At 45.5% G+C, this 13,598-nt stretch carries 12 protein-coding genes; 8 read left to right on the forward strand and 4 right to left on the reverse strand.

What is annotated here, in order from left to right:
• Positions 1–149 precede the first annotated feature (149 nt).
• The gene (locus AC2YIT_RS19110) at positions 150–965 is read left to right on the forward strand and encodes a phage integrase SAM-like domain and Arm DNA-binding domain-containing protein (RefSeq protein WP_487280196.1); all 816 of its coding nucleotides are present in this window, start codon (positions 150–152) and stop codon (positions 963–965) included.
• Between the two features lie 397 nt (positions 966–1,362).
• On the opposite strand, the gene AC2YIT_RS19115 is transcribed toward AC2YIT_RS19110, so the two are convergent.
• Positions 1,363–2,136 carry a class I SAM-dependent methyltransferase gene (locus tag AC2YIT_RS19115; protein WP_487280197.1) on the reverse strand — a complete coding sequence of 258 codons (774 nt, stop codon included), beginning with the start codon at positions 2,134–2,136 and terminating at the stop codon, positions 1,363–1,365.
• A 1,095-nt stretch (positions 2,137–3,231) separates the two neighbouring features.
• Here AC2YIT_RS19115 and AC2YIT_RS19120 point away from each other — a divergent pair.
• On the forward strand, positions 3,232–3,813 hold the full coding sequence (locus AC2YIT_RS19120) for a Crp/Fnr family transcriptional regulator (RefSeq protein ID WP_487280198.1): 582 nt from the start codon (positions 3,232–3,234) through the stop codon (positions 3,811–3,813).
• Between the two features lie 308 nt (positions 3,814–4,121).
• Positions 4,122–4,745: a hypothetical protein gene (locus AC2YIT_RS19125; RefSeq protein ID WP_487280199.1), complete on the forward strand. Its 624-nt coding sequence runs from the start codon at positions 4,122–4,124 to the stop codon at positions 4,743–4,745.
• Between the two features lie 80 nt (positions 4,746–4,825).
• Here AC2YIT_RS19125 and AC2YIT_RS19130 read toward each other — a convergent pair whose 3' ends face one another.
• Positions 4,826–5,275 (reverse strand): Hsp20/alpha crystallin family protein, encoded by a 450-nt coding sequence (locus tag AC2YIT_RS19130; protein ID WP_430851374.1) that lies wholly within the window; start codon positions 5,273–5,275, stop codon positions 4,826–4,828.
• 319 nt (positions 5,276–5,594) lie between these two features.
• Between AC2YIT_RS19130 and AC2YIT_RS19135 the strand changes: the two genes are divergently transcribed.
• Genes AC2YIT_RS19135 through AC2YIT_RS19145 form a run of 3 tightly spaced genes read left to right on the forward strand, consistent with a single transcriptional unit; the run spans position 5,595 to position 8,423 of the window.
• Positions 5,595–6,446: a COG1470 family protein gene (locus AC2YIT_RS19135; protein WP_430851376.1), complete on the forward strand. Its 852-nt coding sequence runs from the start codon at positions 5,595–5,597 to the stop codon at positions 6,444–6,446.
• A gap of 5 nt (positions 6,447–6,451) precedes the next feature.
• Positions 6,452–7,459: an ABC transporter ATP-binding protein gene (locus AC2YIT_RS19140; RefSeq protein WP_487280200.1), complete on the forward strand. Its 1,008-nt coding sequence runs from the start codon at positions 6,452–6,454 to the stop codon at positions 7,457–7,459.
• Entirely contained in the window at positions 7,413–8,423 is a 1,011-nt protein-coding gene (locus AC2YIT_RS19145; RefSeq protein WP_430851380.1) for an ABC transporter permease, read from the forward strand. The genes AC2YIT_RS19140 and AC2YIT_RS19145 overlap by 47 nt, the downstream gene beginning before the upstream one ends.
• 26 nt (positions 8,424–8,449) lie before the next feature.
• Here the strand turns inward: AC2YIT_RS19145 and AC2YIT_RS19150 are convergent, their stop codons facing one another.
• Complete coding sequence (locus AC2YIT_RS19150; RefSeq protein ID WP_430851382.1) at positions 8,450–9,181, reverse strand: LytR/AlgR family response regulator transcription factor; 732 nt, start codon at positions 9,179–9,181, stop codon at positions 8,450–8,452.
• A complete protein-coding gene (locus AC2YIT_RS19155) occupies positions 9,178–9,927 on the reverse strand; it encodes a sensor histidine kinase (RefSeq protein ID WP_487280201.1) in 750 nt (249 codons plus the stop codon). The genes AC2YIT_RS19150 and AC2YIT_RS19155 overlap by 4 nt, the downstream gene beginning before the upstream one ends.
• A 518-nt stretch (positions 9,928–10,445) precedes the next feature.
• Between AC2YIT_RS19155 and AC2YIT_RS19160 the strand changes: the two genes are divergently transcribed.
• Positions 10,446–12,758, forward strand: a complete 2,313-nt coding sequence (locus AC2YIT_RS19160) for a TonB-dependent receptor (RefSeq protein ID WP_487280202.1) — start codon at positions 10,446–10,448, stop codon at positions 12,756–12,758.
• Between the two features lie 4 nt (positions 12,759–12,762).
• Positions 12,763–13,536 carry a DUF4249 family protein gene (locus tag AC2YIT_RS19165; RefSeq protein WP_487280203.1) on the forward strand — a complete coding sequence of 258 codons (774 nt, stop codon included), beginning with the start codon at positions 12,763–12,765 and terminating at the stop codon, positions 13,534–13,536.
• The last annotated feature ends 62 nt before the right edge of the window (positions 13,537–13,598 follow it).

Here is a 13,598-nt window from a genome sequence, read left to right on the forward strand (position 1 = left end):
CTGATTCATTCCAGATCAAAGCATTCGGTAACCTATTCGGTAACCTGCTTTGCTTGCTAAATTAGGTTACCGAATGGACATGTTTGACAGAGGCGATTTTGACCAAGGTTTCTCAAACATCAATGTTTTTCTAACCTTAAACTGTGAGGATGATGAATTTCAAACAGAACCTGACTGTACTCTTCTGGCTGTACAGACAAAAAGCGAAAGCAGACGGCAAAGCTCCTATTTATGCCAGAATCACAATCGACGGTAAGTACACCGAAATCTCAACAGGCAAGAAAGTAAACCCCGCATCCTGGGACTTGGAAGTCAAGCAGGTCACTGGCTCAGGACTGGAAGTAAAGCTGGCGAACCAGAAACTAGCTCAGTTGCAAACAGACGTCGAACGGATTTTCAACGGCCTTCAGACCCAGTTCCCTGAGGTGACCCCGGCGATGGTCAAGAATGTTTACCTGGGCAAACCTGCTATCGAGCAGCCTAAGCTGGCCAAGCCTGCTGCCAAGAACGAGCAAACCCTGCTGGAAGTCTTCGATGAGTTCATCGCAAAATTCGAGAAGCGGGTTGAACGAAAGAATGCTTCGTTTGAGACCTTGAAGCACTGGCGCAGCACCAAGAAGAAGGTGGCCGGTTTCATCAAATATCAGTTCGATCGCGAGGACATTCACTTTTCCTCTCTTTCGGAAACCTTTGCGGAAGACCTCTGTGATTATTTGACATTAAACGTTGCGAAACCGCTGGCTGAGGTAACTGCGCGCAAGGAAGTGAAATGGGTGCGTCAGATCGTCAAAATTGGTGTTAAAAAGAAATACATCTCTTCCAATCCGATGGAAGGTTTTAAGTGCTCTGGCGGCGATGTCGAGGTAATCCCGCTGGAATTTTGGCAAGTCAATGGCGTTCTTGTGCGGTCGGACCTACAAAACCGGCCGTACCAACGGAATGTCTCGGTCACTGCCAGAAACTAAGATAAGCTTTAACACGCTACTGGTCACTTGCACGGGACATAAATTATCCCATAAATTGCGAATCTCCTGTTATTAATAAACCCGATGGCTTACTCCTTCATCTACCTAATGCTTCCGATTGAGACGGTAACATCCTAAACTAGACTGAGTGAAAAAATCCCCACAATTTATCGTAAGATCTGAAAGGATGTAAGCTCGGCGATCTGAGTCTAACTTGCTTTGCTGACTGGCAATGCTTGTTTCCAATTTAGGCGTTTTCCATCCGATTCTGTTTCGACTTTCGTTTTGGCAAATAAATGGAACTGTGGAATCATGATTCTTAAGCACACTGCGGTAGCAATTTATATAGCGACAATCGTAGAGGTATAAAGATGGTTGTATCAACACACAAACCGTATTACGATTGCAGGGGTTTGGTCGCTTTAATAAATATTTGGGAAGTAATGGCGTCGGTTTCTGAATATTTTTGAAGATACGCAATCGCCTTTTTTCGGTATTTTTTCTGTACCGCTGGACTTTCCCAGGTTTTTAGAATTTCGACCTTGAATCCTGCTTGTTCATGTAAACGGACCCATTCAGACATCCTGAGTCTGTTTACATATATTGACCGGTTCCAGGTCATTTTTTTAAACAATTCTTGGCTGTATTGAAGATTATTGAACGTGTCAGGATTGTTTTCGTCAAGTACTAAATGGTCTCTTAGATCAATGTGGTGCAGCGCAACACCGCCAGGTCTTAATAATCTAAAAGTCTCATCAACAGTTACCTTTGGATAACGAAGATGCTCATACACTGTGTGACTCCAGATCAGATCGAATGTTCGCGCATCGAGTGGAATTGTACCGCCATCATAAATAATGTAGTCAATTCCTGTTTTTGCTATTATCTGATCATCTAAATATTTGATTATATCTGCAATTACTGCGCGCGTAGCCCCTTTTTGCAATGCCAATTCCATGAGTTGGTAGGTATGTCCCGGCCCCAACTCGAGAATTGAGCAACCTTTGACATCAGTAACACTATTATAGTCATTGAAGGTGGACTGCAGCGCTTCACTGTTTTGCCCATTTAGGCCAGTTGTATGGTTAATCAGGGAAGATATCTTTTGTACAAAAGGGAATTGAATCAGATGGTTCTTAAGGATTTCGGACAGAATGTGGACGTTTTTCATGCGTTCGAAGTATTGTTTTTTTCAAATAGAAATACCGTGTCGTAGGGAGCTATCTATTATATTTTACCAAATATATGATTCTGACCCTGATAAAAGATGCTTTTTCGCTTTTTTCATCAGGTTTTCTATTTTACGATAACGAGGAACGCAGATATTTTCTGCACTGATGCCCGCTTCGTGACTGCGGTTCCTAACGCTATGGGATGCTGCAATCGTTGAATGGGTGTTCAATCCGTTCAACGATTCACCAGCTGTACTACTAAGCTATACGTTATTTATTTTTGTAATGCATCGAAGCAATACGTCGTTGACTACATGATAATCGATCCTCGTGCTGTTGCGAAGCACAAACCATCATTATCATCATTATACACTTAGGTACTTTCAAAGTCCATGGATCTCCTGCCTCGCCTGATGCGTTTGGCAGAGTACTTTTAAAGGCATATTGTTTGTCAATACCGGATCAGACTTGAACTGCAAATCCAAGTTTCTGTTATTCATAACCGATTTCAAAAGCATTACATCATCGCCGTTTTCAGCTTTCGAGCAATAGATTCGAATTCGGTCGAATAATTGTCCTTTGTAAAAAGGTATTCTATTTACCTTGAACAGTGAAAGCATATTGGCTTGGAATGTATGCAAGCATGGTTTCCACCTGCAATTGCATATGAATTTGGATCGCCGTGATAATGTTCCAGAGTAGATTGGGTATTCGTCAAAATACCGCTTGATGATTACGCGTCGCGTCCCATTAGATCACACGAGCCGTCGTCCTGTTCCGATAACGACTATAGGCGTCCGACCAACCGTGAACTGCGTGCCACGATAAGACCGGCTATTGTCCACCTTCAAGTCAGTGAAATGCGTAGCTGGTAGAGTGACTGGCGTGGGAGGGGCTGCAAAGTCCATCAATGCGTATCTCGGCAAGCCGGAACAGCAATTGCCGGACGCACGGGTAGCAATGGGGAGTGACGATGTACGCAAAATTTGAGTAGCCTCGTAGGGGTTATTGACCGGTATGTTGTTTCTATTGAAAGGTTCGTATATCACAGATGGATGGCGAGTGTAAAACGGAGACAGTAACAATGTAGAACAATGCAAGATTTATTATTTGGCTTTATATCAAGATACGTTTCATTAACAGAGGACGAGAAGAGCGCAGTCCTTTCTTTGGCTATATTCCACTCATTAAAAAAAGGCACAATTTTACTCAGAGAAGGAGAAAAATCTGATGATGGGTACTTTGTTCTTAAAGGCTGTATCCGGACGTACTACATAATAGACGGAGAGGAGAGGACCACCGCTTTCTACACAGAAATGGAAGCATTGACGCCGCATTGTGTGGTCAATAAAGCGCCGTCAGAATATTACATATCTTGTGTGAACGACACCATTCTGCTAGTTTCAAACCCTGATATAGAAAACGAAATATTTAGCAAGTTTCCGAAGTTTGAAACCCTTTGCAGAATATTGGCAGAGGAATTTTTGGCGAAGCAACAAATTAGTTTTGATGAGTTTAAGACATCTTCGCCCGAACAGCGATATTTGAATCTGTTACAAAAAAGGCCAGACCTGATTCAACGCGTTCCCCAACACCAGCTGGCGAGTTACCTTGGGATAAAACCACAATCATTGAGCAGGCTACGGGCAAGGATAGTAGAAAAAAATAATGATTAAGAGTCATTTTCTCTCAGCGCCTGACATTGAGGACGGCCCTGGTCATCATCCGTTTGCCTGGAACGTCCCCGCAAAGCCAACATTAGCGAATTCACAAAACCCCTCCATTAGACTATTACGTTGGCCCTGTGGCGATGCGAATCCATACTTCTCAGACTGTCTGCCGGCTCAATTCAGCAGGTAACTCAGGTTCAAATTCGTATCTTCTTCTTCAATGTCCAGTACGGATTCATTTCTTAACTTAAGTGAACGTATTTAGGCGACGTGCCAAGCTACCTTTGCAGTATCATACAATAATAAGAGTAAACATGCAAAAGAAAATTTTACGTTCCGCCTTGATTTTAACGATAGCAGGTAGTCTGCAAGTTGAAGCTCAATACTCCCGACAAGACACTACTTACCGAAGGTACTTTATGGGCAGTACTTTATTTATGATTGCTAATCTGATACCTGACAACAATCCGCCTGAAATGATCTATCTGAACTTAGGTTATCGGATTACAGGAAGGGATGTTATTTCTCTTGAATTTAAAACCTGGAAGTATGCCTGGCCAATCGGTATCCCCTTCGGAAAATCATATGAAGCAGAAGGAGAAGGATTTCCAGGTTATATTCGCGAACGCGGAGTTTCACTTAATTACCAAAGATTTCTGTGGAAAGGCCTTTTTGCCCAGGTTGATGTGATGCCTGCTTTTCAGACTTTTGTAAATGACAACGGCAAGAAGATAGATAAGGGCTTTCAAATATTTAACACTTACTCTGTTGGTTATCACATTAAACTTTTCAAGGACAGGCTTTTTATACAACCATCAATAGCTATTACCCACCGCCCATATCAATCAAAAATGCCCGATTCGTTTAAACAAGTTGACGACAGATGGTCCAGATTCTTCTTCGGGCAGCCGGGCTTGCATTTTGGGTTTAATTTTTAAGTACGGTGATTAGATAAACGATACACCAGGGCGACGTCAATAAAAAAGAGGGCTTGCTCAGCAAACCCTCTTTTTTTCTATTAAGCAATCTCAATAAGCCTTGGAGCTTTATGTTTTGCTTGTTCCTGTTTAGGTATGGTCAGATGAAGCAGGCCATTCTCATATCTGGCTGCTATGTGCTCGACGTCGACCACGTCTCTTGGAAGGACAAAGCTTCTCTGGAAAGATTGGTAGCTGAACTCCCTGCGACTGTATCCCTCATGGTCGGACTCTTGCTTCTGTTCTTTCTGAGAGCTGATGGTGAGTGTGTTACCATCCAGCTCGACCTTGAAGTCATTTTTGTCCATTCCGGGAGCGGCCATTTCAACCTCGAAATTGTCGCCTGTCTCGCGGATGTTTACCGAAGGCACTGTCGTGCTGGTGGCCGAGTAATTATTGTTACCCCAGTTAAAAAGTTCGCGGCCAAAGAAATCGTCGAACAGCGCCGGGAATGTTGCGGGCAGTAGCCCGTTCCTTTTGATGAGTGACATAATTAACCTCCTTTTTAAAAAGTTGAACAATGAGTAATGAACTTTCGGCCGGCCGTTATCGCCTGCCTGACCACACTGGTTCAAACTGCGTTCCAATCTGGATTTGCCGGAAATTTTTTCAGGGTCCTGACATCTCTTCTGACAGATTTACACTGCAGAAAACTGACAAATCTGGCAGGAGGTGAAATTTTATTGAACAGATTTTTGAAAAATTCACTCATTTTTTATTTTCGCGGCAATTAGAGTGCGTAGGCCGATCGAGGCTTTGCAACCATTCTTTAATAAATGAAACTTAGTGATAACTTTTGTTTGTTAGATTATGTCTCTTTTTTGTCCATTCTTAAAAAAGTACAACACTTATTCCATCTGCGGTTTACTTTTCACAGCCGCCCTTTCGGTAAGTTCACAGGCACAGCCTTCGGGTAAACCAAACGGAAGCTCTTCTTTTCAGACCAACTTGTTTAATCTGGAAGCCAGTGCGAACGAGCCATTCCGGTATTCGGCAACGCTGAAAAACGGGTCGGGTCAGGCGAAGATTTATGCGTTGGATGCGAAAATACCCACCGGCTGGCTGGTATCCTTCCGCACTTTGGGCAGTCCTGTCACCTCGATCCATCTCGAACCGGGTGCGACGCAGGAAGTATCTGTCGAATTCACTGCAAATCCTTATTCCAAGCCGGGGAAATATGCCATTCCGGTAACGGCTGTTTCGCCGGTCGACACGCTTAAGCTCAATCTTGAAGCGGTTCTCAAAGGTGCCTACAAGATTGAATTGACAACCCCTTCCGGACGGCTTAGTGAAAATGTCACCGAAGGCAGCGTGGAGCAGATCGTGTGCACAATCAAGAACACGGGTACCCTGCCGCTTGCCGATGTGGAACTGACAGCCCAGACACCACCCAAATGGCAGGTTACCTTTGAGCCGGCGAAAGTCGAGCGTATAGACCCATCCGGTTCTATCGAAGTAACGGCCAAGGTGCATGTTCCGGACAAAACGATTGCCGGGGATTACGTTTCCACGTTTACGGCCAAAACCCCGAATGCCAACGCTGACGCTGCTTTCCGGATCACCGTCAAAACGTCCTTACTATCCGGCTGGCTCGGAATTCTCGTTATTTTACTTGCCATCGGTTTGATATTCAGGTTAATCAGAAAATACGGTAGACGATAAACAGTATGGAAAATCCTGTCATTGATTTGAAGGGGTTGACTAAATGTTACGGTTCTCTGAAGGCAGTCGATGATCTGAACCTGAAAATCGAAAAGGGGGAAATATTCGGTTTGTTAGGCCCGAACGGAGCAGGGAAGACTACAACCATTCTGATGATGCTCGGGCTTACCGAACCGACATCGGGCAAAGCGCTGGTGTGCGGAATCGATGCCACGACCCATCCCATTCAGGTAAAGCGCAAGGTAGGTTACATGCCCGACAGCGTTGGTTTTTACGAAAGCATGACAGCCCTTGAAAACCTGATATATACCGGGAAACTAAACGGCGTCCCTGGAAATGAGGCACACCGACGCGCGCTGGATCTGATGGAACTGGTCGGCCTGGGCGATTCGGCATCTAAAAGAACGTCTGTATTTTCCCGCGGTATGAAGCAAAGGCTCGGTCTCGCGGAAGTTTTAATCAAGCGGCCGGAAGTAATCATCCTCGACGAACCCACGCTCGGCATCGACCCCGCTGGCGTTAAAGAGTTCCTTGGGCTGATACGCCAACTGAGCAGGGAACAGGGATTGACCGTCTTATTATCTTCCCACCATTTGCACCAGGTGCAAATGGTTTGTGACCGCGTCGGGATTTTCGCTGCGGGTAAAATGCAAATGGAGGGAAATATTGACGAGCTTTCACAGAGCCTTTTTGCCGAAGATTCCTACTCGGTGAGTGTCATAGTGAGAGAACCTTTACCAGCCTCCTGGGAATATAGTGATGAACTGCGAAACATTCCGGACGTGCGAGAGTTGCACATTACCGAAAAGGTCGTGCAGATCGCATGCGCTTCGGATGTTACGCCCGATATTGTCCGTTTCTTTGTCGCCAGGGGGCTTGACGTAATGGGTGTCCACAAGAGGGAATTCGGACTTGATGAAATTTATCAAAAATACTTTGATAGTAATTTAATCGAAAACAATGCCAATGAAAAGTCTCGCAGTTTTTTCAAAAGGTACGTTAATAAAAAGTGAACCCGCAGCTGATCCGTCGACCGCATTTCGGGTGGTGGTTGATAAAGAAGTGGCGGACCACATCCGAAGCTGGCGGCTTATCCTGTTGCTGGCTTTGCTGGTGCTCACATTTTTGGGGGCGTTATATGTCTCAATGAGCAATATCAGGAGCGCAGTTTCAAATATGCAGGACCCGGATAGCACGTTTCTCTACCTGAAACTGCTTACCACCACAGACGGCACAATGCCTCCGTTTCATGTATTCCTGAATTTTCTCGGTCCATTGCTCGGCATAGCGCTGGGCTTTGATGCGATCAATTCCGAACAGAATAACGGCACGTTGATCCGCCTGATGGCTCAGCCCGTATACCGCGACAATTTGATCCTGGCAAAATTTGTGAGTGCATTAATCATTGTAGGCACCCTGTTTTTTACCCTTGTCTTGCTTATGATCGGAGCAGGCTTGTCGATTACAGGGGTATGGATCGAGCCGGCCGAAGTGCTCCGAATTTTCACTTTCGCCGTCCTGGCTGTGGTTTATGTCGGGTTTTGGCTGAGTTTGTCGATCCTGTTTTCCATTGCGTTCAAACAAACGGCCACTTCCGCGCTCGCAGCGATCGGCGTGTGGCTATTTTTTACTGTATTCTATCAGATTGTTGTCAATTTGGTAATCGGGGCGCTTATTCCCAAGCAAACCATCCTGAGCGAGACGGATCTGGTAGGGTATAATGAAATGGTGCTGAATATACTCCGCCTGGCACCAAGCCAGTTGTTTTCCGATGCGACGACCACCCTGCTGATGCCATCGGTGCGAAGCCTGGGTCCGATGACAATGGAGCAAATGGCGGGCGCTATTCCTGCACCACTTCCGTTTACCGAAAGCCTGATGGTGGTCTGGCCCCAATTGTCGGGATTGTTAGCCGCGACTTTTCTCTGCTTTGCATATTCTTATTATCTGTTTATGCGAAGAGAGATCAGAAGTTAAAGGGCGGTATGGCATGGTAGGGCATATTACCGGTTCCGGCTCAATAATTTCCCTGTTATGAACTCATCAAAAAACTGCGTCCGATAGGCGTCACCAATCGGGATTTCGTGCTTATCAATAAAGGCAGTGTTGTTATCAAAAGAGGTTACCTGGCTCATATTGATAATGTATGACTTGCTTACGCGCGCAAATGTATTTTTGGGTAATTGATCATAGATGGTTTTAATGTTCATTGCGGTGATGACTTTTTGCGATACGGTTTGTAACACGACATAATCTTTTAAACCTTCGATGAAAAGAATATCACTAAATCGTATCTTGAAGATGCGTCTTTCCGCTTTTACAAAGAAATAGTCGTCGGTTATTTGTTGAATGCTATTGATTACTGCGGAACTCGATTTCAATAGGTCGAGGTAATTGGCTGCTTTATGAACTGCCTTCTGAAAACGCTCGATTTTAATTGGCTTGATCAGATAATCCACGGCGTCAACTTCATAGCTATCCAAAGCATATTCCGCGTATGCCGTTGTGAAAATGATCAATGTCAATGGAGGTACGGATTTCGCAAAATCGATACCGTTCATTCCCGGCATCTGAATGTCCAGGAACAGCAGATCGACCGTTTCTTCGGATAGATACCTGGCGGCTGCATGGGCACTGTTGTAGCTTCCGACGAGCTGTATTTCCGGTGTTTTACTTACCAGCGACGCAATGCCTTCTCGTGCCAAGGGTTCATCATCAACGATGATACATCTCATAACTTTATGGTTAAGCTTAGCGAATACGTTTGTGCCGAATCCTCTGTTTTCAGTATATGCTTATCCGGGTAAAGCAAAGAAAGCCTGCGTTTGACATTGGTCAGTCCAAGCCCACCGGAACCTGGTGAGGGCGCCGTCCATGGAGGTTTTGAATTGACGCATTTGAAGCTTAACGCATTTTCCTGGATACTAAAATAGATTTGAATCCAGGACCCGTTGTCGGCATCCTGACTGTGTTTTACCGCATTCTCAACGAAGGTAATAAACAGCAACGGGGCTACCTGAATACCGGAGAGTTGCCCTTCCTTGGAAAGAATAAATTGAAAATTATCCCGTCTTATCTTTTCCATGTTAAGAAGGTCATGGATAAAGCGTATCTCGGAGGTTAGCAGCACCTTTGGCCTTGCGCTGTCATATAGCTGGTATCTCAAAAAATCGCTGAGTTTCTCTAATACCTGCGACGCCTTTTCCGGATCTTTTTGCGTGAGAACATTGACATTATTGAGCATATTGAACAGGAAATGGGGGTTGATCTGATTTTTTAACTGTTCCAATTCAGCAGATTTTGTCAGATGTTCCAATTCGCTGATTCGTTGGGAATCTATCAACCAGCGCTGAAATAGTTTGATAGCCGTGCAGGCCGCAACCCATACCAGCGATATGAAGATATATTTTGCCACTCCCCAATAAGGCGTTGTCGAAAAGCTGCTTGCCTCATCGTTGAAGAACACCAGGGGATATGCCAATGCTATAAACAATGCTATTGCCGCTGCAAATTGGCCAGGCTTGCTTTTGAAAAGAAAATGCGGGACCAGCAAATACATATTGGCGTAAAGAAGGGACATGAAAAAAATGAAGAAGCGCAATTTTATCAGGTTGTGGGGTGTATTGTTGCTGCTCGGCTCCATGCTTAATACAAAGGTGCCCAGCATCAATATCAGTACCAGATGCCTGTATAGCCGGTATCTCCGTGCAATCAGAAGCTCCATATATTTGTCCGGAGCTGAGAGCTTATTGGCTGATTCCATTATGTTGTCTGCATTTCACAACTCCAAGATAACGCTCCCGATTCTGTTCAAATCCTGAATTATACAAACCGCTTGCTTTATTATACAAACATAACTTCCATACTTCTATTGCCCGAACACAGATTAGTGTTCTATAATGCCCGGCAGCTTTGGTATAAAAGTTAGCCCGCTTTCTATAATTCACAAAAGCGCCATAGGTACGAAAAAGTAGTTTTGTTCGACTTTAATTCAACGTGATGAACAAAATACTTACAGTTAGTCTGGTGCTCTTTGCCAGCCTAAGCAGCGTCGCCCAGAAAATGCATACGATCAGTGGTACCGTGACCGACAAAGCGACCGGCGAGTTTCTGATTGGCGCCACTGTCAGCATCGAGGGTACCCAGCAGGGGACGGTAACGAATGAATACGGCTTCTTTTCCATTTCCCTTCCCGCGGCCTCCTACATTATCACTGCAGGTTATATGGGGTATGCACGATATTCCGAAAGGGTGCTGCTTGATAGGGACTATAAATTAAAAGTGACGTTAACAGCCGAAGCGAACACATTACAGGAAGTACGCATTAGTGATAAAGCCAAAAACGAGGCAGTGACATCGCCTCAGATGGGAAGAGAAAATTTGAATGTTAAACAACTGGCTTCGCTACCGGTATTATTCGGCGAAAAGGATGTCATGAAAATCGTCCAGCTGTTGCCCGGAGTGAAGGCAGCCGGCGAGGGCAGCACCGGTTTTTATGTAAGAGGCGGTGCTGCCGACCAGAACCTTGTCCTGCTGGACGAGGCCATCGTCTATAACCCGTCACATCTTTTGAGCTTTTTCTCCGTCTTCAATTCGGATGCGATCAAGAGCCTTACCCTATACAAAGGCAACCAGCCGGCGCAGTATGGAGGGCGCTTGTCATCGGTCATGGACGTGAAAATGAATGACGGAAATGATCAGTCGTACCACGCAAGCGGAGGAGTGGGCCTGATTGCCGCCCGGTTGAATGTGGAAGGGCCGATCGTAAAGGGTAAGGGATCATTTTTAGTAAGTGCGCGGCGTACCTATGCCGATGCATTCCTCGGTCTCTCGGGCGATTCCGCCGTTCGGAATAACCGCCTGTATTTCTATGATCTGAACGCCAAACTGAATTACAAATTTACCGACAGAGACAGGATCTATGCCTCCGGCTACTATGGCAAAGACGTGCTGTCATTCGGGGACGTTCTGGGCATCGACTGGGGCAATGCTACGCTAACCCTGCGATGGAACCATATTTTTAATTCAAAACTATTCTCAAACACCTCCCTTATTTACAGCGATTACCGCTACAAAGTCCATGTCAATACCGCAGGTGTTAACGGTAATATGTTGTCGTCCATCAAAGACTGGAACTTCAAGGAGGGATTGGACTACTATATAAACACCAACAATTCCCTGCATTTTGGCTTTAATTCCATTCACCATACCATCACGCCCGGAATTATCACCGCCAGCCCCGCCGTATCGGACACAGCTAATTCGCGGACGTGGGAAAATGCGGTTTACATCAGCGACAGTTGGAAGGCAACAAGGAGACTTAACATAGATGTCGGGGGGCGGTTAAGTGCCTTTGTGGTCCTCGGAGGTGATTCCAGGTTCTATACGCTCGATGACAACCGGCAAATCGTTGATACACTTCGATTCCCGTCGAATCATATCTTTAAGACCTATGTGAATTTCGAACCCCGGATATCTGCCAGTTACCAGTTGGGAAACTCGTCATCTATCAAAGCTGCATATGCAAGAAACGCACAGTACCTGCACCTGTATTCCAATTTCATTACGAGCAATCCTATCGACAAATGGGTAGCGACCAATAACATTATCAAACCGACGGTCGCCGACCAGGTGTCGCTCGGGTTCTTCCGGAATCTAAGGGAAAATGCTTTTGAAGCGAGCGTGGAGACTTACTACAAAGCCATACATAATGTGGCCGATTACAAGGACAATGCCCAGATTTTGAACAGCAACGAGCCGATTGAACCACAACTATTATTTGGAAAGGGACGTGCCTACGGTGTTGAATTCAGTGTGAAAAAGAATGAAGGCAGGTTAACAGGCTGGCTGTCTTATACATTATCACGAACAGAGCTTCGAATCGACGGCGTAAACAATAACACTTGGTATCCTGCCACCCAGGACCGCACCCACGACCTGTCCATTGTGGGAATGTATAAATTATCGAAGAAATGGACCGTATCGGCCGATTTTGTTTACTACACCGGCAACGCTGCTACCTTCCCGAGTGGCAAATATGAAGTCGACGATCAGGCGATACCTTATTATACCGGGCGAAACCAATACAGAAGACCTGCATACCACAGACTGGACCTGGGCGCTATCGTCAAATTAAGGGAGCGTAAGCGATTTTCTTCGGAACTTGCTTTGAGCATTTATAACGCCTATGGGAGGCAAAACCCTTATGTGATCACCTTCCAGACTGACCCGGACAATCCGGCCAAGACCCAGGCACTCCAGACCTCGTTGTTCCGATGGGTGCCTTCTATTTCCTACAATTTCAAATTTTAGTATCATGAAAACATCGGTTTGGATGTTCGCATTTTGCGTGACCGCATTTTATTCCTGTCAAAAAGTGATCGATGTCGAACTAAATCCGTCGTCTCCCAAATATGTCATTACGGGCAATATCACTGACCAGCCCGGGCCGTATGAGGTAAGAATAACGAGCTCCATCAATTTTGACCAGGATAACCATTTCCCGACCGTAAGCGGCGCCAAAGTCTACATCACGGATCAGACGACATCATTCACGGATACGCTGGCGGAGGTAAGCCCGGGCAGATACCGGACGCACGCCTGGACGGGCGCACCCGGGCATACGTACAAGCTGGTGGTGAAGCTGGATGGCGAAATGTTTTCCTCCGTGTCTACGATGCCGACACCTTTGGCACTCGACAGCCTGTACACAAAATCAGCCACATTCGGTGATGGAACCGACATTGTGGCTTTGTACGACGATCCCGTCGGGCTGGGAAATTTTTATCATCTCGTGCTGACCATTCAGGATAGTCTCTCGCAGGAAATATACCTGCATAACGACAAAATCAACAATGGGTCAAGGGTGAGCCATGTTTTAAATAACGACATAGATATCAAGCCTGGCGATACGATTACCGTGAACCTGCAATGCATTGACACTGCAGTGTATGACTTCTATTACTCCCTGGATCAAGCGCTGAAACAAAATTCGGCTGTGATTTCCAACCCCAAAACAAATATAGTGGGCGGCGCGATGGGCTATTTTTGCGCGCATACTGTTAGGACAAGGAGCTTTGTGTTTAAGTAAATATTGTTTGTATAATTTTTGGGATGATGAACGGCAATGAAGCTGTTCATAAATCTCCGGTT

It is taken from the genome of Dyadobacter sp. SRI_021 (assembly GCF_057586235.1).

Excerpts from the sequence above, each read along its gene's own strand:
- AC2YIT_RS19135 (WP_430851376.1), top strand. The coding sequence starts at position 5,595 with ATGTCTCTTTTTTGTCCATTCTTAAAAAAGTACAACACTTATTCCATC.
- AC2YIT_RS19150 (WP_430851382.1), bottom strand. The coding sequence starts at position 9,181 with ATGAGATGTATCATCGTTGATGATGAACCCTTGGCACGAGAAGGCATT.
- AC2YIT_RS19160 (WP_487280202.1), top strand. The coding sequence starts at position 10,446 with ATGAACAAAATACTTACAGTTAGTCTGGTGCTCTTTGCCAGCCTAAGC.
- AC2YIT_RS19130 (WP_430851374.1), bottom strand. The coding sequence starts at position 5,275 with ATGTCACTCATCAAAAGGAACGGGCTACTGCCCGCAACATTCCCGGCG.
- AC2YIT_RS19120 (WP_487280198.1), top strand. The coding sequence starts at position 3,232 with ATGCAAGATTTATTATTTGGCTTTATATCAAGATACGTTTCATTAACA.
- AC2YIT_RS19125 (WP_487280199.1), top strand. The coding sequence starts at position 4,122 with ATGCAAAAGAAAATTTTACGTTCCGCCTTGATTTTAACGATAGCAGGT.
- AC2YIT_RS19115 (WP_487280197.1), bottom strand. The coding sequence starts at position 2,136 with ATGAAAAACGTCCACATTCTGTCCGAAATCCTTAAGAACCATCTGATT.
- AC2YIT_RS19145 (WP_430851380.1), top strand. The coding sequence starts at position 7,413 with ATGAAAAGTCTCGCAGTTTTTTCAAAAGGTACGTTAATAAAAAGTGAA.
- AC2YIT_RS19165 (WP_487280203.1), top strand. The coding sequence starts at position 12,763 with ATGAAAACATCGGTTTGGATGTTCGCATTTTGCGTGACCGCATTTTAT.
- AC2YIT_RS19140 (WP_487280200.1), top strand. The coding sequence starts at position 6,452 with ATGGAAAATCCTGTCATTGATTTGAAGGGGTTGACTAAATGTTACGGT.
- AC2YIT_RS19110 (WP_487280196.1), top strand. The coding sequence starts at position 150 with ATGATGAATTTCAAACAGAACCTGACTGTACTCTTCTGGCTGTACAGA.